At 29.2% G+C, this 17,680-nt stretch carries 19 protein-coding genes and 1 pseudogene; 9 read left to right on the forward strand and 11 right to left on the reverse strand.

Annotated features, from left to right (window positions below; translation table 11 throughout):
- Positions 1 to 6 precede the first annotated feature (6 nt).
- The 5 genes and pseudogenes from NQ543_RS03165 to NQ543_RS03185 all read left to right on the forward strand — a co-directional run.
- Entirely contained in the window at positions 7 to 1,392 is a 1,386-nt protein-coding gene (locus NQ543_RS03165) for a D-2-hydroxyacid dehydrogenase (protein ID WP_004610253.1), read from the forward strand.
- 72 nt (positions 1,393 to 1,464) lie between these two features.
- Positions 1,465 to 2,001: a flavodoxin domain-containing protein gene (locus NQ543_RS03170; RefSeq protein ID WP_004610254.1), complete on the forward strand. Its 537-nt coding sequence runs from the start codon at positions 1,465 to 1,467 to the stop codon at positions 1,999 to 2,001.
- An 88-nt stretch (positions 2,002 to 2,089) separates the two neighbouring features.
- The gene (locus NQ543_RS03175; protein WP_004610255.1) at positions 2,090 to 3,463 is read left to right on the forward strand and encodes a sodium-dependent transporter; all 1,374 of its coding nucleotides are present in this window, start codon (positions 2,090 to 2,092) and stop codon (positions 3,461 to 3,463) included.
- 415 nt (positions 3,464 to 3,878) lie between these two features.
- Positions 3,879 to 6,071 (forward strand): glycoside hydrolase domain-containing protein, encoded by a 2,193-nt coding sequence (locus NQ543_RS03180; protein ID WP_004610256.1) that lies wholly within the window; start codon positions 3,879 to 3,881, stop codon positions 6,069 to 6,071.
- Between the two features lie 686 nt (positions 6,072 to 6,757).
- Positions 6,758 to 6,940 (forward strand): annotated as a pseudogene (locus NQ543_RS03185) (IS256 family transposase); the annotation flags it as partial.
- Between the two features lie 47 nt (positions 6,941 to 6,987).
- Here NQ543_RS03185 and NQ543_RS03190 read toward each other — a convergent pair.
- Positions 6,988 to 7,266, reverse strand: coding sequence for an integrase core domain-containing protein (locus tag NQ543_RS03190; protein ID WP_004610258.1), 279 nt, complete (start codon positions 7,264 to 7,266; stop codon positions 6,988 to 6,990).
- A 255-nt stretch (positions 7,267 to 7,521) separates the two neighbouring features.
- On the opposite strand from NQ543_RS03190, the gene NQ543_RS03195 reads away from it, so the two are divergent.
- Complete coding sequence (locus NQ543_RS03195) at positions 7,522 to 7,947, forward strand: hypothetical protein (RefSeq protein WP_004610259.1); 426 nt, start codon at positions 7,522 to 7,524, stop codon at positions 7,945 to 7,947.
- A 15-nt stretch (positions 7,948 to 7,962) separates the two neighbouring features.
- Here the strand turns inward: NQ543_RS03195 and NQ543_RS03200 are convergent, their stop codons facing one another.
- Together NQ543_RS03200 and NQ543_RS03205 are read right to left on the reverse strand one after the other, a co-directional pair.
- Positions 7,963 to 8,922 (reverse strand): IS3 family transposase, encoded by a 960-nt coding sequence (locus NQ543_RS03200; RefSeq protein ID WP_333790947.1) that lies wholly within the window; start codon positions 8,920 to 8,922, stop codon positions 7,963 to 7,965.
- Complete coding sequence (locus tag NQ543_RS03205) at positions 8,847 to 9,188, reverse strand: transposase (protein ID WP_004609083.1); 342 nt, start codon at positions 9,186 to 9,188, stop codon at positions 8,847 to 8,849. The genes NQ543_RS03200 and NQ543_RS03205 overlap by 76 nt, the downstream gene beginning before the upstream one ends.
- A gap of 51 nt (positions 9,189 to 9,239) precedes the next feature.
- Between NQ543_RS03205 and NQ543_RS03210 the strand changes: the two genes are divergently transcribed.
- The 3 genes from NQ543_RS03210 to NQ543_RS03220 are packed head-to-tail and all read left to right on the forward strand — an operon-like array spanning position 9,240 to position 11,926.
- A complete protein-coding gene (locus NQ543_RS03210) occupies positions 9,240 to 9,959 on the forward strand; it encodes a tyrosine-type recombinase/integrase (protein WP_004610260.1) in 720 nt (239 codons plus the stop codon).
- The gene (locus NQ543_RS03215; protein WP_004610261.1) at positions 9,952 to 10,914 is read left to right on the forward strand and encodes a tyrosine-type recombinase/integrase; all 963 of its coding nucleotides are present in this window, start codon (positions 9,952 to 9,954) and stop codon (positions 10,912 to 10,914) included. Before NQ543_RS03210 ends, NQ543_RS03215 begins: the two co-directional genes overlap by 8 nt.
- Positions 10,904 to 11,926 carry a tyrosine-type recombinase/integrase gene (locus NQ543_RS03220; RefSeq protein ID WP_004610262.1) on the forward strand — a complete coding sequence of 341 codons (1,023 nt, stop codon included), beginning with the start codon at positions 10,904 to 10,906 and terminating at the stop codon, positions 11,924 to 11,926. Before NQ543_RS03215 ends, NQ543_RS03220 begins: the two co-directional genes overlap by 11 nt.
- A gap of 21 nt (positions 11,927 to 11,947) precedes the next feature.
- Here NQ543_RS03220 and NQ543_RS03225 read toward each other — a convergent pair whose 3' ends face one another.
- The 8 genes from NQ543_RS03225 to NQ543_RS03260 all read right to left on the reverse strand — a co-directional run bounded on the left by NQ543_RS03225 (position 11,948) and on the right by NQ543_RS03260 (position 17,557).
- Entirely contained in the window at positions 11,948 to 12,589 is a 642-nt protein-coding gene (locus NQ543_RS03225) for an IS3 family transposase (RefSeq protein ID WP_004610263.1), read from the reverse strand.
- Between the two features lie 17 nt (positions 12,590 to 12,606).
- Complete coding sequence (locus NQ543_RS03230) at positions 12,607 to 12,909, reverse strand: transposase (protein WP_004610048.1); 303 nt, start codon at positions 12,907 to 12,909, stop codon at positions 12,607 to 12,609.
- 112 nt (positions 12,910 to 13,021) lie between these two features.
- Positions 13,022 to 13,186: a hypothetical protein gene (locus NQ543_RS03235; protein WP_154645960.1), complete on the reverse strand. Its 165-nt coding sequence runs from the start codon at positions 13,184 to 13,186 to the stop codon at positions 13,022 to 13,024.
- A 393-nt stretch (positions 13,187 to 13,579) separates the two neighbouring features.
- Complete coding sequence (locus NQ543_RS03240; protein ID WP_004610266.1) at positions 13,580 to 14,089, reverse strand: hypothetical protein; 510 nt, start codon at positions 14,087 to 14,089, stop codon at positions 13,580 to 13,582.
- Positions 14,082 to 14,654: a nucleoside recognition domain-containing protein gene (locus NQ543_RS03245; RefSeq protein WP_004610267.1), complete on the reverse strand. Its 573-nt coding sequence runs from the start codon at positions 14,652 to 14,654 to the stop codon at positions 14,082 to 14,084. Before NQ543_RS03245 ends, NQ543_RS03240 begins: the two co-directional genes overlap by 8 nt.
- Positions 14,647 to 15,663, reverse strand: coding sequence for a D-alanyl-D-alanine carboxypeptidase family protein (locus NQ543_RS03250; RefSeq protein WP_039904488.1), 1,017 nt, complete (start codon positions 15,661 to 15,663; stop codon positions 14,647 to 14,649). The genes NQ543_RS03245 and NQ543_RS03250 overlap by 8 nt, the downstream gene beginning before the upstream one ends.
- 77 nt (positions 15,664 to 15,740) lie before the next feature.
- Complete coding sequence (locus NQ543_RS03255) at positions 15,741 to 15,971, reverse strand: TFIIB-type zinc ribbon-containing protein (RefSeq protein WP_004610269.1); 231 nt, start codon at positions 15,969 to 15,971, stop codon at positions 15,741 to 15,743.
- Positions 15,972 to 16,033: 62 nt separating this feature from the next.
- Positions 16,034 to 17,557 (reverse strand): 4Fe-4S dicluster domain-containing protein, encoded by a 1,524-nt coding sequence (locus NQ543_RS03260; RefSeq protein ID WP_004610270.1) that lies wholly within the window; start codon positions 17,555 to 17,557, stop codon positions 16,034 to 16,036.
- Positions 17,558 to 17,680 lie beyond the last annotated feature (123 nt).

A 17,680-nucleotide genomic window follows, 5' to 3' on the forward strand; every position in this document is an offset into this window, starting at 1 on the left:
AAAAAGATGAAGTTAGTAGATGGAATGAAAGATGAAAAATTAGGTAGTGCAATATTGTATTGTTTTACAAAAGGATATGGTTCGGTTCCGATGGATGTATATAATGTTGTTTTACCATTATTGTATAATGATATTTTTAGAGAAGAAGTTGGAAAGTTTAAAGACTTTACAAAGTGTATTAAAGCTTGTAATGAAAAGGATAAAGATTTTACGAATAAGGTTTTAAAGGATATTAAAAATATGGATGAAATTACTAATCGTAGTTTAGGAATTTCATTATTAAATAAAGATTTAAATTTTGAAATAAATGAAGGAGTAATGAGTGGAAACTGTAATACTTCAAAGATTTTAGATTTAAATGAAGCAATTTTACTAGGTGAAATGTTAGCTGGTAAAAGTTTAGATGAGATTGTAAACATGATCCAAGAAGATTTTAAAATTGTGTTTTTAGATAGCGAAACTTTAGGTAAAGATGTAGATCTTAGTAAACTTAATAAATTTGGAGCAGTGACAATTTATCAACAAACTGATAAAAAAGATATTCCTGATCGAATTAAAGATGCTGATGTTGTAATTACTAATAAACATCTATTAGGCAAAGAACAGTTAAAAAACTGTATAAAATTAAAATTAATTTGCGTAACAGCAACAGGTGTAAATAATATTGATTTAGAATATTGTAAAGAAAATATGATTACTGTATGCAATGTTAAAAGCTATTCAACTAATGCAGTTGCTCAACACACATTTGCATTACTTCTAGATCTTTATAATAAAACCCATTATTATCATCATTATATTGCTTCAGGAAATTACTCATCTAGCTCAATGTTTACACATTTAGGTTATACATTTAATGAATTAGCTAATAAAACTTGGGGAATTGTAGGAATGGGTGAAATTGGCCAAAAAGTAGCTAGTATTGCTAGTGCTTTTGATTGCAATGTTCAATACTATTCAACAAGTGGGAAAAATAACCATCAAGCTTATAAACAAGTAGATTTTGATACGTTGTTAAAAACTAGTGACATTATTTCAATTCATGCACCATTGAATAAACAAACTGAAAATCTTTTTAATCATGATGCGTTTATTAAAATGAAACCTTCAGCATATCTTATTAATGTAGGAAGAGGAAAGATTGTAAATGAAAAAGATTTAGTTGAGGCTCTAAAAAATTATCAATTAGCTGGAGCCGGATTAGATGTGTTTGAAAATGAACCATTTAATGATGATAGTCCATTGTTACAAATCAATGATGCTACTAAATTAATTATGACACCACACATTGCTTGGGCACCGGTTGAAACACGTAATCGTGTAATCGATGAAGTATGTTTAAATATTGAAGGTTTTAAAAATAATCAATTAAGAAATGTATGTACTTTATAAACACGGATAATTTTATCCGTGTTTTTTATTATTCGTATAAATGTTATAATTAGTTATATAGAGGTGATGACGATGAATAAAATATTAATATTGTATAAATCAAAATATGGGGCGACAAAAAAATATGCTTATATGTTAAAAAAAGAAATAGCTTGTGATGTTTTTGATATAAAAGATTATCAAAAGGGAATGTTTGATAAATATGAATTAGTTATATTTGCTTCAGCAATATATGCTAGTGGTATATCAGGCTTAAAAGTATTGAAAAAAAATTATGCAGAGTTAAAAAATAAAAAGGTGATTATTTTTTGTGTGGGAGCTTCACCTTATGATAAAAAAGCATTTGATGAAATTAAAGCCTATAATTTAAAAGATGATTTAAAAGATATACCGATATTTTATGGTAGGGGAACATGGGATGAAAGTAAAATGAGTTTTAAAGATCGTAGTTTGTGTAAATTATTACAAAAAGCAATTGCTAAAAAGGATCCAGAGACTTATGAACCGTGGATGAAAGCATTAGTTTTAGCTAAAGGAAAGAAATGTGATTGGACTGATCGAAAATATATAGAACCGATTATCGATTATATAAAAAACGAAAATATATAAAATAATATGTGGTTTTGATAATTTGTTGAAATTTGTTAAACAGTAGGCTAAAATTAACCTGATAATATTTTTAAGAAGGGTTGTAAAAATGAAAGAGAGAGAAAAATTTTCGTCAAGATTAGGATTTATTTTAATCTCTGCTGGTTGTGCAATTGGTTTAGGAAATGTATGGCGATTTCCATATATTGTTGGACAATATGGCGGAGCTTTATTTGTATTGATTTATTTGTTTTTCTTGGTTGCCCTAGGGGCACCAATAATGACTATGGAATTTGCAGTTGGTCGTGCAAGTCAAAAAAGTGCTGTGTTAGCTTTTAATACATTGAAGCCAGATAAAAAAATTTGGAGTGGGATTGGTAAGTTTCAAGCATTAGGTAATTATGTTTTAATGATGTTCTATACTACTGTTGGTGGTTGGATGTTATCTTATTTTATAAAGATGGCAAAAGGAGATTTTATTGGAACGACACCTCAGCAAGTAGAAAGTATTTTTAATAATTCACTACAAGATCCAATATTACAAATATTTTGGATGGTAGTTGTTGTTTTCTTAGGATTTGGAATTTGTTCATTAGGATTAAAAAATGGTGTTGAAAAAATTACTAAAGTGATGATGTGTTCACTTTTATTTATTATTTTGATTTTGGTTGTAAGAGCTGTAACATTACCAGGGGCTGGTGAAGGTTTAGCGTTTTACTTAATTCCAAATTTTGAAGCAATTCAAAAATATGGTTTAGTGGAAATAATTTTTGCTGCTATGGGACAGGCATTTTTTACACTTAGTTTAGGAATCGGTGCAATCGCTATTTTTGGTAGTTATATTGATAAAAGTCATCGTTTATTAGGTGAAACTATTAGTGTATGTACTCTAGATACTTTAGTAGCTTTGTTTTCTGGATTGATTATTTTTCCTGCTTGTTTTGCTTTTGGTGTAAATCCAGGAAGTGGACCAGGTTTAGTATTTATTACTTTGCCTAGTATTTTTAATGAGATGTGGTTAGGGCAAGTCTGGGGAATGTTATTTTTTGTATTTATGAGTTTTGCGGCATTATCAACAATTATTGCAGTATTTGAAAATATTATTTGTTTTGCAATGGATTTATTTAATTGGAGCAGAAAAAAAGCAGTAATTATTAATTTGATTGTAATTTTAATTTTATCACTGCCATGTGCTCTAGGATTTAATATTTTAAGTGATATTGCTCCACTTGGTGCCGGTACAACAATTCAAGATTTTGAAGACTTTTTAGTAACATATAATTTCTTACCATTAGGATCACTAGCATATTTGATTTTCTGTACGACTAGATATGGTTGGAATTTTGATAATTTTATTAAAGAAGCAGATACTGGTAAAGGACTTAAATTTCCTAAATGGACAAAAAATTATTTAAAATATATTTTACCATGTATAATTATTATTTTATTTATACAAGGATATTATATGACATTTATAAAGTAAACTAGGGGATTAATTCCCCCTATAATTGTATAAAGAAAAAATAAGTAATAATCCAATAATTAATATTAAAAAATTTTGGAACTATTAAATCATCACTTTTCTGATGAAATTTTTAATTAATTATAGATTTTAAAATTAATAAATATGGTAGAGAAACAGTATAAAGATAAGAATTATTCAATATAATAAAAGATATGAAAATTTTGAGATTAATATTTTGAATAATTAGAGTAACATTTTATATGTATTGAATTATATATTTGTTAGTGATTATATAAATAAAATGATTTGTATATATAATTGATACTGATTACTTAATAATTGAACTATTGTGCTCTTAAATAAATTTATATTTAAGTTGTAGAAAATACCGGTATAAATTCTACAAATTCAAATATAGATAGGAGAAATTAATATGGATACAATGGTTTTAAAAACACAACAATGGCTTAATTTAACATATGGAGATGATAGTCGTTTTAACAGAGTAACTGAGGATGGTATCACTGGATGGGATACTATTTATGGATTAAGGCGAGCATTACAAATCGAAGAAGGTATCACTTCAACAAGTAATAGTTTTGGTCCTTCAACATATGATAAATGTCCTGATATTAATGAAGGTGATACTGGTAATTTAGTATATATTGTTCAAGGTGGCTTGTGGTGTAAAGGTTTTAATCCTGGAGGATTCGATGGAAATTATGGTTCTAGAACTTCAGCAGCAGTAAAACGCTTTAAAGAGGCTACTGGAATTGGTGGCAATGGTAATATGAATAAAGATTTTATGAGGGCTTTATTAGATATGAGTGCGTTTTCAACTGTATCTGGAGGTAAAAAAATTATTAGGAGTGTTCAACAAAAATTAAATCGTGATTATTATATGTATTATCAAATTAGTCCATGTGATGGTTTATACAATCGTGAAATGAATAAGATGCTAATTTATGCATTACAAAAAGAGTTAGGTATTTCTAAAGAATCTGCTACAGGTACATGGGGACCAACAACAGTAGCTAGATGTAAAGAAAAAGTTTTTAATATTGGCAATTCAGATAATATTGTTAGATTAATTAGATATTCATTAGTTTGTAATGGTTATAATGTAGATATCTCATCATCAATTTATGATACTAATATCAACTATACATGTAATAAATTTGCAAAAGAAATGTTAATTTCTAAACCAATAAATACAGTCGGCTATAGTGTAATCAGATCATTAATGAGTAGTAATGGCGATACAAGTAGACCTGCAATTGGATGTGATACTGCAACTAAACTAACTCCTACACAAATTCAAACACTTGTAGATAATGGTTATCGCTATGTTGGTCGTTATGTGAGTAACACACCAGGAGGAACATTAGATAAAGCACTAACAAAAACAGAAGTCAATAATATTCTTAATGCCGGATTAAAATTGTTTTTAATTTTTCAAGAATCCGGTAATAGTGTAGAAAGATTTAATTTCTCTACGGGAATTCAAAATGCTACTAGTGCAATAGCTGCTGTTAAAAATCTTGGATACAGTTCTTTTGTTCCAATTTATTTTGCAGTTGATTTTGATGCTACTGATACTCAAATAAAAAGTAATATTTTACCATATTTTAAAGCAATTGTTGATACAATAAAAAAAGATGCGAATGATTTTCAAATTGGAGTGTATGGTACTAGAAATGTATGTGCTACTGTAAGGGATACATATCCAGAAGTTGGTCGTTTATTTATATCTGATTCTTCATATGGGTATAGTGGCAATCTTGGATATACTATGCCTAAAACATGGTCATTTGATCAATTTGCTACAGATATTACAATTGGAAATGGCGAAGGTAAAGTAACTATAGACAAAGTAGCTGTATCGGGGGTTGATGGATGTACTTTTTTTCCTGACGACCTTGAAAAAGAGTATATAAAAGAAAAAATTGTATATGTTACAAATGGAATGAAGTCTTCGCAAGGTATGTTAATGGTAAATAGAGCTGAAAAAGGATTGCGTGTATATTCACTTGGAAAATATTCAAGTGATAGAGGTATATATTTTACAGACCCATTTAATCAGATAGCAGTTTTACCTAAAAACGCTATGTATGTACGTCTTACAGAATATGATAAAAGGTGTTCACTTGTTCCTATTAAATATCTTGATCAAGATAAGTCGATTGAATATGGATTTATTATGACATCATATACTGATGGATATTCTGAACCAATACTAAGTGATGAATATAAAGAAAATTTAGATACAGCTAAACTTCAGAAAAATTTTGATACGTATTGTGTGAATGATGATGAAAATGATTTAATTTATGCATCAAGAGTATCAATTAATAATCATTCTTGTTCAATACATAGATTGAGATACGATGCTAAAGTATATAATTCATCATTCGTTTTACGAGATATTATTCCGGCTGGAACAAAGATTGCAATAACGGTATCAGAAACAGGAATTCATCATAACGAAACACTGCCTTTGTATCAAAGAGAATTTGATGGTCAGTGGGTTAACCCATTACCTGAAAATGAATCTGGTGGTGCATTTATTGATTATATGTTAGAAATTGGATGTATGCCAAATGATAGACTATTTGGGAAAGAGTAAAAAAATAAAATCTGAAAGCTATAATGAAAAGATTGTTAAGAAACTAAATTACCTTGTAATATAGTGATTTCCTAATAGACGATATAAATAATTAAATGTTGATAAAAGAAGTTTTTATACTAAGAAAAGTAAAATATTCAAATGAATTTAAGTAAGTATAGTTAAAAGTTATCTTAGCAGATTCACTCTATATATCGCATTATGAAATAAGCTGGGAATAAATCAAAAAACTTATTTTAGAGTGGGTAAAAGATACAATTTATTAGTCGATAAAAATTTTTTTGATTCAATACATACTAGTAGTGTCTATGCAAAAGAATTTAAAAAATTTGCGTTGAAAATATATATTTCATTAAAGTTTATATACAGCAATTAGACAACCAATGGTAGTTTGATTTAAAAAATATATTTAAAGAGAAGATGGTATTAGCCAATATTTTCGATCGTATAAATATAAGGAAGTTGTAATTATTTACTATCGATTGGACAGCGAGATTGTAGAAAAAAATTCTGAAAAACTCTTAAAGTTTCTCAGAATTTTTACTTCTAAAGATACAAATAGTTATAGTAACTTTAATTTTGTTACTGAGAGTGTAAAATAATCTGTGTAAGTTGAGAGCGCGCGGCTCAACTTCACAGATTTTATTTTTATTTATGGTATAATTAGGAGGAAAGAAGGAATGGAAATGCCTAGAATAAAACGTAATCCAAAAAAAGTTGCTTTAGCACAAGCTATCCTGGAAACTTATAATCCCAAATCTGTAGAAGATATGAATAATGCGCTTAAAGATTTATTTGGTCCTCTTTTTGAATCGATGCTTCAGGGAGAGATGAATAATCATCTTGGCTATAGTTCTAATGATAAAGGATGGTACTATGTCAAGAAAAAGTACCAGTTAAATAGAAATTTTTCTATTTAACTTCGACATTTGAAAAATTCTGATTCATAATTATTTGGACTCATATAACCGCAATGATTATGAATTCTTACTGTGTTATAAAATGTCTCAATATACTCAAATACTAATTGATATGTTTGTCTATAATCCATTATTTTGAATCGATTTAGCCATTCTCTTTTTATCAGTGAATGAAACGATTCTATACACGCATTATCCCATGGAGTTCCCTTTTCTGAATAGCTTCTTTCCATTTTCATCGTTATTTTTTGATATTCTTCACTTGTAAACTGCACTCCACGATCTGAACTATACCGAATTCGGTATAGTAGCGACTATGCCGAAGAAAAAACTATACCGAAGTTTTGGATACGTCGGATGAAAATAGCCTAATTCTTCGGTATAGTATTCTAGTACCAAACAACTAGTGTTACCCTATTTATAAGGAGGATAACATTATGAATAATTTGATTTATTTATCGGAAGAACTCTTAATGTTCTTGAAAAAGAATCATTACAAACAATAGACGTTAGCTAAGTACAGGAGAGAGTTGAATGTTTTAAGGCGTTTTTGTGAAAATCATGGCAGTGAAGAATATACTCTTGAATTGGGAAATGAGTACGCTGCTGACATTTATATCAATGGCCATTTTAGTGCCCATCGATATTTTGATAGAGGTCGTTTAACACGATTTCTAAACTTTTATTTGGAACATGGTTATTTCGATTTGTCTATTAAAAAGGGTAAAAAATATGACGATGATATAATAAGATTTCAAGGCGAATATGAGGCATATAAAAATTATATATATGACCGAAATATCAAAGAAACGACCAAACATAATTATAGTTATTACGCTTATCTTTTCTTGCAATTTTTATCTGATAATAAACTATATGAAATAGATGATTTATCTGTTGAGCTAATTTATAATTTTCTCATGACTGGTACTATGTCAAGATTTCGGACCACATAAATGTAAGAAATTTAATTAATTGATACTAATTAAATAATCATGCTCATATTCATTAGGTGATTTATAATCACAATGTGAATGTACTCTTATTGTATTATAAAATCCTTCTATGTATTCAAATACCAGCTTATATGCATGATTATAATTTATAATCTTAAATCTGTTCAGCCATTCCCTTTTTATCAATGCATGATATGATTCTATACACGCATTATCCCACGGTGTTCCTTTTTGTGAATAGCTTCTTTTCATCTGCTTAGTTAATCTTTTGTATTTCTTCGATGTATAGTGCACTCCGCGATCTGCATGGATTACTATTGGTTTTGCGCTTTTTCTTCTTTTTTTAGCTGTTTCCAGACATTTTAATACTTCATCTACTTCTAATGTTTTGCTTAATGTCCATGCTATTATTTTTCTTGAATAGAGATCCATTATACTGGTTAAATATACAAATCCTTCATCTGCTGTCCAGATATATGTTATATCAGTACACCATGCCTGATTTGGTGCTTTTGGATTAAAATCTCGGTTTAGAATATTTTTTAGTTTATTTGAAAAATCACAGTCTTTTGTTGTTATTGTATATGGTTTGATATAATGAGCTTTAATATTGTTTTCCCTCATTATGTTTCCTACATATTTTTCACTTATTTTTTCTCCCTCTTTTTTTAGTATTTCAGTTATTTTAGGAGCTCCATATATTTCTTTTGAATCCTTATAGATTTTCTTGATTCTTTCTGTGATTCTAGCTTTTCTGATTTTTTGTTTACATGGTTTTCTTTTCAAATATTCATAATATCCTGATTTACTCAGTTGTAATTTTTTTAGCATACCGGTAACTGAAGTCTGTTTATCTTTTTTAGATTTTTCTTTTATCCTTTTATAAAGATCCTGCTTAGTTAATTGCCCAGTATGCCAATAGCCTTTTTTAGGACTTCTAAAGCATCCTGTGTATCTTTCAGTTCTTTTTTTAATCTGGCAATTTCTTTAGCTTCGTCACTTGAATAATTACCGCTTCCTCTTGAATTAATTACGCCGTCATTACTACTGGCATCTTTAAGCCATTTATGAACAGTGCTATCAGCAATACCAAACTGTTTAGCTATAGCTACTTTAGATTCATCAGGATGTTCTAAAACATATTGAACAACTCCCTGTTTAAATTCATCTGTAAATGTTGGTTTAGTCATCATCATATACCCCTTTTCTATTTTTGATTTAAGCTTATGACATTGTATCATATACTAGCTAGTTCTTCCATTTAACTGGTACAGTTTTTATTCTAGCATCACATGACCTTCAAGCCAAAAAGACAAAGATATGTCATAAGTGGCGTGCGCTCATACCTTAAATTTATCAAAAGAAATGATCTTCTACAGCAGATTAGCGGTCTTCGTTTACCAAGAACAAAAAAAATCATACTGACCCTGAGTAATGATGAGCACAATAGAATTCAAGCAGTGTTAAATTCTGACTTGGTAACCTATAGAGATAAATCTATTTTTCTACTAGGTTATATCTTAGGTATAAGAGCCTGTGATATAGTAGCATTAAAACTATCAGATATCGACTGGCATAATGACTGTATCCATTTTATACAGTCAAAAACTGGGAATCAAGTTATCGTTCCATTATACACAGAAATTGGAAATTCTTTGTATCTATATATAACTCAGGAACGTGAAAAAAGTGATTATGAAAACATCTTCGTAAGTCACCTCCCACCTTTCAAACCTTTAGCTGATCATTCAGCCTGTTACACAATAGTTAATAAAATTATGAATAAAGCTAATATAACCAAAGATGATAGATTTTTTGGTATCCACTTTTTAAGACATAATACCGCTTCTGCACTTGTACACAAAGGAGTCTCACTAGAAACCATTTCATCGATACTGGGGCACTCGGATCCTAATTCAACAAACATCTATATATCTACTGATTCAGAAAGATTAAAAGAATACGTTCTTTTAATGAGGGATATCGGAATTGGTGGTGAAATTGATGACTAAATTTCAAAGCCGACTAGCTGACAAGATTATATTATTTCTTGAATTCAAACATTCTATAGGTATTATATACAAAACAGGTGAATGGACTTTATGTGATTTTGACAGGTATAATCTGGAACATGGAAATTATGGTTATCTGGAAAAAGAAACAGTTGAAGGATGGATCCATCACAAAAAAGAACGCAGCAAATCTCAATATATGGGTTATATGTCATGTATTAGAGAATTAGGTAAATATATGAACAGTCAGGATAATATATCATATATATTAAGCGACAAATATAAGGCCGTCAGATACAAAAGCAACGTATATCTTTTTTCTAATGAAGAACTTCAAAAATTTTTTAAGCAGATTGATATTTATTCTAAAACAGCCAATACGATTAGACTCTCTGCTGTTCTGCCTGCATTATTTAGATTTTTATATTATTTTGGCACAAGATGTAAAGAAGCACGCGTACTTGAAACCAGGAATGTTCATCTGGACCTAGGATATATAGATATCATTGCATCCAAAACACATTGTGATAGAAGAATTTTCATGAATGATGAATCTATTGAATTTTTTAGAAGATATCATTGTATAATGAATCATATAACTCCAAACAGAAAATACTTCTTTTCAGATATAGCTGATCGCTATTATCCGACAGGTTCTATTTCGCTATACTTTAATAAAATTTGGGATCAGGCTGGTTTGAGAAAAGATGCAGAAGTCCAGCTAAGAGCATATGATTTAAGACATCACTTTGCATGTAAAAATATCCTTAAATGGTCATTAAATAATGAAGATGTCATGGCCAAGCTACCCTATCTTATGACATTTATGGGTCATTCAAATTTAGAAAGTACGTATTATTATATTCATCTGATTCTTGATTTCTTTCCAAAATATAATGATCTTTCTTTATTAAGCAATGAACTGATTCCGGAGGTGGAAGAAGATGAAATATAATCGAAAAAAGGACCACTCATTTTGGAAACTGGCCAGAAGTTTCCTGCATGAATACATGCCTCTGGTAAGAAATTTATCTGATAAAACAATCGAATCATATAAAACATCGATAAAACTTTATCTTCGTTTTATCAATAAAGAAAAACACATCATCAATGATAAAATTACTTTTGAAATATTTTCAAGAGAAAATATGACAGATTATATTATCTGGTTAAAAAATAATCAAGCTTCACCAAAAACCATCAATTTAAGAATGACGGCATTGAAATCGTTTTTGAAATATGCTTCTGAAGAAGATTTCGAATTGACAGTATTTTACAATAACGCCAAATCCATCAGAGGTCAAAAAACAATAAAAAAACCTATAGAATATCTTAAACCGGAGGCAACTAAAGCTATTTTGTCTGCTTATGGAAATGATACTAAAAAGCATAGACGTAATCAGGTGCTGCTTATCTTGATGTATGATTCAGGCTGCCGTGTTCAGGAACTTTCTGATCTTAAAGTTTCTTCACTGCATTTAGATGTTTCCTGTCCATATATAACAGTCATTGGGAAAGGAAAAAAATTGAGGAATGTGCCACTTACCACAAAAACTGTATGTCATCTAAAAAAATATCTTGATGAATTTCATGATGAATCGATAGATGAGTATTTATTTTATTCGAACCTGGACAACAAACCTCACCAGTTGTCAACTGACAGCATTGCATTGATTTTAAAACAGGCAGTTAAAATAGCGAGAGAAAAAAACGAATCAGTACCAAAAAAGGTTCATTGTCATATGATTCGTAAAACAAAAGCAATGGATTTATATAAAAATGGTGTACCATTACCTTTTATTATGCAGCTGTTAGGACACGAAAGCATGTCAACAACAACTGGATTCTATGCATTCGCAACATTAGAAATGATGTCAGAAGCACTGAATAAGACTTTTGGTGAAACAAAAGGCGAAAAATTATGGAAAAAATCTATAAAAGTAAAAGATCCTTATAGTCTGGATTAACAGGAATACTATACCGAAGAATTAGGCTATTTTCATCCGACGTATCCAAAACTTCGGTATAGTTTTTTCTTCGGCATAGTCGCTATGGATCACAAGCGGTTTTTCAATATTTCTTCGTACTTTTGCAATATTTATTGCTTCTATTATCGATTCGGCTTTCATATCTTTAGTTAATACCCAGGATATGATTTTTCTTGAATATAAATCCATTACACTTGTTAAATAAACAAAACCCTCATCATAGGTCCAGATATAGGTTATGTCTGTACACCAGAAAGCATTTGGCCTGTCTGGATTGAATTCTCTTTTAAGCAGATTTTTTAAATCTGCAGTGAAATTTTTAGAAATCGTTGTTTTTGTCCAGTGTTTTATATAGCAGGCTTTTATTCCCATCTCACGCATATAATTACTGACTGTTTTCATGCTTATCTTTATTCCTTTTTGCCGCAGGATATAGGTGATTTTTGGTGCTCCATAAATTTCTTTGTTTTCATGATAAATAGTTAGAATCATTTCTTTGATTCGTTCTTTGTGCAGTTGCCGATGGGATTTTTTACGATGCTTCCATGATTTAAAACCGCTTCTGGAAATATTTAATATTTTGGTTACTGCTCTAATCGAAACCTTATTAGAATCGGCATCTTTATCAATATATTCGTCCAATGCTCTATAAAGAATACTTACTGGCTGTTGAGAATGTTCATAGCTTTTTTTAATATTTCAACAGCGTCTCTTAAATCCCTGTTTTCTTTTTTTAATCTTGCCAGTTCTTTAGCATCATCACTGGAATAATTACCAGAACCTCTAAATACCTTGCTTTCATCATCGCTGTTTGATGAATATTCTTTAATCCAGCGATGAATAGAACTTAATGAGATTCCAAGATTATTAGCTACTTCAGCCATGGTAAGTTCAGGATGATGCTTCCTATAATTAACAGCATCAATTTTAAATTGTTTATCGATTTGTTTCTTTTTAGCCATATAACTCTACCCCTTATTTATAATTTGATTATTGATTAATATAGATTACATCTGTTATCAGTATTAATCAATACTGTTTTCATTTTATTGACATTTCTCTATTTAACTGGACCTAAATATATACTAGCATCATTTTAGGAAGATTATGTCTTTTAATTCGTACAAAGGCATCAAAAACATCTATAATTCTAGTAGTAGAAACACCGAACATTCTAGCTATAGATGCATATGTTGCGTTATATGGTTTTAATTTATTTAAAATAGATATAATAGCCACTTTAGTAAAAGACCAGTTCTCATAAGCGATAGGATTAGTATCAAAGAAGTAAGAGTTACAATCTAGACACTTATATCTTTTAAGATGGGTAATCATTTTAACAGGCTGATCATTAATAGGAGTAGACACTAACCTTTTTTTTGAGTACCTTTACTAATAAAATGAATACTACCGCAATGAGGACAGCATACAATAGATGGTTTGAATCTAATATTTATTTCATAATAGGTACCAATATTATCTATAGTGAAAGATTCAACAATATCATCTTTAATATCAAATAAAGTCAATAATTCATTATTCATAATTATTTATATAACTAGAACTAGACCATATTATTATATCAAGGGGGTATCACACCCCACGATATTTTATTATCTATTTTTTAATCATTTATTTTATAAATATCAAAAAGGCAATTATTGCAAGTAAGCAAGCAATTGCATCCAGCCATAATCCTAATTTTAAAGCATAGCGATTATTTTGTAATTTAATACTGCCAAAATATAATGTAACAACATAAAACGTTGTATCACTACCTGTTTGAACAATTGAACCAAGAATACTATAAGGGTGATCAACACCATATTTTAAAAACACATTATTTAAAACACTTAAAGAACCATTAGATGAAAAAGGTCTAACAAGCATCATCATAAAAATATCAATTGGAATATTTAAAACCTGAAAAACACTCTTAAAGACACTTTCTAATATATTTATAATCCCACAACTTTGAAAACAAGTTACCCATAACATAAAAGCCATCATAGTAGGAAAAATCGTTAATAACAGCTTACTTCCCTCTTTAACCCCATTAATAAACTCTTCAAAAATATCAACATGTTTAAAAATAGCTTCAATAAATGCAACTAATAAAATAATTAAAATAATACTATTCATAATGTTCAATCACCTTACTTGCAATAACTCCAATTACTGTAATAATTAAACCAATTACAATACTATAACCAAAAAAACCTAAAATATCTTTACTACCATAACTCTGTCTTAAAGTCATCATAGTAGTAGGAATAATTGATAATCCTGTAGTATTTAAAATAACTAATAACATCATTTCTTTACATGGTATTTTTGGATTAGTTTGATATTTAGTTAATGATTTCATTGCTTTTAACCCACTAATTGAAGCTAAAGATCCAACACCTAATAAATTTGCAATAAAATTAGTTGATAAATATAAATAAACTTGATTATCATCAACTACTTTACCATAAATAAGTTTTAAAATAGGTTTTAATAAAAAAGATAATTGTTTAATTAATCCTGAAGCTTTAATAATATTTAAAAAACCATTCCATAAACAAGCAGATAAAACAAGAATTTTAATTAAATCAAAAACTTGATTAGGGGAATCTAATATCGCTTTAAACATTTCATCTTGATGATTAGTTATAAAAGCGACTAAGATAAAGAAAACTAATCCATATTTAAAAACCTTAGCCATAGATTAAATCCTTTAAAACCATCTTAAAGCCAATAAAGAAATTATAAGGGACAACTTTTTGTTTTCTAATTGGTTGATTATTTAATGAAATAATAATTTCATTATTATCAAATGAAACATCTACTTTATCACTATCTTTTTTATTAACAAATAAATCTAAATCCAAATAATACTTTTGTTGTTTAAATTCAACAATTCCCCTAGAAAAAATCTTTGTCTCTTCTAATAAATCAAAACATTCCTCATATTTTTTTTGATGAAACTCAAAATCATTACCACAATTAAAAGTAACAATAATCAAATCAAGTCCATTTTTACGCGCCATAGTAATTAGTGTTCGACGAGCTTTTTTAGTAAAACCTGTTTTACCACCAATACAATACTTATAATTAGTCAATAATTTATTTTTATTATGCCATGTTCCATTACCATCTTCACGAACATATTCCTTTGTTTTAACAATTTCATTAAAAATAGGATTTTGATGACAATAAGCCATTAATCTAGCCATATCATAGACAGTTGATTGATTACCATTATCTTCTTCATCTAATCCAGTAGGATTAGAAAAAGTAGTATTATGAAGTTCTAATTCTCTAGCTTTATCATTCATCATATCAACAAATTTTGGAACATCTTTAGCTACTGCTTTTGCAATCATTAAAGCTGCATCATTACCACTTCTTAACATTAAGCCATATAGAAGATCACGTAAACTAATTTTATCACCTATATGTATATAAATCCCGCTACCCCATGCTTTGTTGATTGTATCATCAACTGTAATAATTGTATCTAAATCCATATTTTCAATTGCAAGAATGCATGTCATTATTTTAGAAATTGAAGCAACACTTTGAATATAATCCTCATTACTTCCTTCAATTACAACTTGATTACTAGCTTCCATTACAATATAACTTTTACCTTGAAATTCAACCGGTTTAACACTATTTAATGGAGTTATGGCTAAAGAAATAATTAAACTAATAATATTTACATAGATCATTTTATCACCCATATAAATCTATGCATAAAAAAATTAAATAGAATGTAATTATAAAAAAGAAGCTAATTTCTTAGCTTCTATTCACCAAACATTTCAAATATATCTTTTAAAACAGAACTCTTTTTCTTTGGTTTACTTGATTTAGAATCATGGTGATTAGAATAATCTTGATGGTTAGCCCTTTCAATGATTTTATCCAATTCACCACGATCTAACCAGATTCCACGACATTCAGGACAATAATCAATTTCGATTCCATTTTTTTGAGACATAAGTAATGTTACATCTTTACATACGGGACATTTCATAATATACCTCCTATCATATCTAAATAATATTCTATTATCAAAAAATGAATTAATTATGAAAACTATTTATATTTTTCAATTAATAAATCTAAATACTCTTTATACTCAGAATCATTAGCGTTCATTGTTTTTGAAGTACTTGTATATTTTTTAACCGCATTACTAGCACGATTAATTGGTAAAAGAGTACCGGCACCAGCAACACATCCGCCAGGACAAGCCATTCCTTCTAACAAATAACCATCATATTTTCCTTTTTTAGCAAGCTTTAACATTTTTTTACAATTTTCTAATCCTTCAGCAGATTCTACTAATACATTATAATCAGGTCTTTTAGCTTTGATACAGTTAACAACTGCTTTTGCAACCCCACCGCTTACAGCAAATCCACGACCATCACCACTTGCTTGAGTGAAAGAATCATTTGGATCAGCTTCTAAAGTAGAAAGATCGATTCCTTTAGCTTCAAACATGGCACCTACTTCTTCAAATGTTAAAACAAAGTCTACTTCACTACGTACAGATTTTCTTGAGGCCTCTAATTTTTTAGCAGCACATGGGCCTATAAATACAACTCTGCTATTTGGATGTTTTTCTTTGATTAGTCTAGCTGTTAATACCATTGGAGTTAATGCCATTGAAATATATGATTTAAATTCAGGAAATTCTTTTTTAGCCATCATTGACCATGATGGGCAACATGATGTTGCCATAAATGGTTGCTTTTCAGGAACTTTTTCTAAAAAGTCATTGGCTTCATCAATCGTACATAAATCTGCTCCGATAGCAACTTCTACAACATCTTTAAATCCTAATTCACGCATTGCTTTTTTTAATACTTCAGGAGTAACTTTAGGTCCAAATTGACCAATGAAAGCAGGCGCAACAGCTGCGATGATTTCATCACCATTTTTGATTGCTTGAATCAATTGGAAAATTTGACTTTTATCAGCAATAGCACCAAATGGACAACTAACTAAACACATTCCACAAGAAACACATTTATCGTAGTTAATATGAGCATTACCGTATTCATCTGATTCAATTGCATTCATTCCACAAGCTTTGGCACATGGTCTTTCTTTTTTTAAGATAGCATCATATGGACAATTATTTTTACATAATCCACATTTTATACACTTATCTTGGTCAATATAGGCTTTTCCATTTTTAAAACTAATGGCATTTTTAGGACAAATTTCAATACAAGGATGGGCTAGACATGCTTGACAACCATTACTTACCTCATATTTATTTTCTTCACATTTGTTACAGGCAAATTTAATAATATTGATTAATGGTGGTTCATAATATTTATCAGCAATGATACTTTCTTCAATTCCTTTAGAAATTGGGGCTGGTTCATCAATTGGTCGTAAAGATAAGCCCATTGTTAAACGGAGTCTTTCTCCAACGATTGCTCTTTCTAAAAAAATACTATCGCGGTAAGTAGCAACCTCGCCAGGAATTATTTTATATGGTAAATCTTCAATTCGACTATAGTCATTACCTTCATAAGCAAGTTTTGCCACTTCAACAAATACTTTGCGTCTAATTTTTGTCAGTGACGAATATATTCCTCTCATAATCTTCCTCCAAGTTTATTTATACTTATATTGTACTCCAAATAGATAAAATATGATAGTATGGAGATAAATAAAAAATATTATCAATTAATAAATTTTAAACTACGATTTTATTGCTTTTAA

The organism is Thomasclavelia spiroformis DSM 1552, from assembly GCF_025149465.1.
Taxonomy (GTDB): domain Bacteria; phylum Bacillota_I; class Bacilli_A; order Erysipelotrichales; family Coprobacillaceae; genus Thomasclavelia; species Thomasclavelia spiroformis.

What these genes read in the sequence shown, in the direction of transcription:
- NQ543_RS03165 (WP_004610253.1), top strand. Translation starts at nt 7, where the DNA reads ATGAAGTTAGTAGATGGAATGAAAGATGAAAAATTAGGTAGTGCAATA.
- NQ543_RS03170 (WP_004610254.1), top strand. Translation starts at nt 1,465, where the DNA reads ATGAATAAAATATTAATATTGTATAAATCAAAATATGGGGCGACAAAA.
- NQ543_RS03175 (WP_004610255.1), top strand. Translation starts at nt 2,090, where the DNA reads ATGAAAGAGAGAGAAAAATTTTCGTCAAGATTAGGATTTATTTTAATC.
- NQ543_RS03180 (WP_004610256.1), top strand. Translation starts at nt 3,879, where the DNA reads ATGGATACAATGGTTTTAAAAACACAACAATGGCTTAATTTAACATAT.
- NQ543_RS03205 (WP_004609083.1), bottom strand. Translation starts at nt 9,188, where the DNA reads ATGATACAATGTCATAAGCTTAAATCAAAAATAGAAAAGGGGTATATG.
- NQ543_RS03210 (WP_004610260.1), top strand. Translation starts at nt 9,240, where the DNA reads ATGACCTTCAAGCCAAAAAGACAAAGATATGTCATAAGTGGCGTGCGC.
- NQ543_RS03215 (WP_004610261.1), top strand. Translation starts at nt 9,952, where the DNA reads ATGACTAAATTTCAAAGCCGACTAGCTGACAAGATTATATTATTTCTT.
- NQ543_RS03220 (WP_004610262.1), top strand. Translation starts at nt 10,904, where the DNA reads ATGAAATATAATCGAAAAAAGGACCACTCATTTTGGAAACTGGCCAGA.
- NQ543_RS03230 (WP_004610048.1), bottom strand. Translation starts at nt 12,909, where the DNA reads ATGGCTAAAAAGAAACAAATCGATAAACAATTTAAAATTGATGCTGTT.
- NQ543_RS03240 (WP_004610266.1), bottom strand. Translation starts at nt 14,089, where the DNA reads ATGAATAGTATTATTTTAATTATTTTATTAGTTGCATTTATTGAAGCT.
- NQ543_RS03245 (WP_004610267.1), bottom strand. Translation starts at nt 14,654, where the DNA reads ATGGCTAAGGTTTTTAAATATGGATTAGTTTTCTTTATCTTAGTCGCT.
- NQ543_RS03250 (WP_039904488.1), bottom strand. Translation starts at nt 15,663, where the DNA reads ATGATCTATGTAAATATTATTAGTTTAATTATTTCTTTAGCCATAACT.
- NQ543_RS03255 (WP_004610269.1), bottom strand. Translation starts at nt 15,971, where the DNA reads ATGAAATGTCCCGTATGTAAAGATGTAACATTACTTATGTCTCAAAAA.
- NQ543_RS03260 (WP_004610270.1), bottom strand. Translation starts at nt 17,557, where the DNA reads ATGAGAGGAATATATTCGTCACTGACAAAAATTAGACGCAAAGTATTT.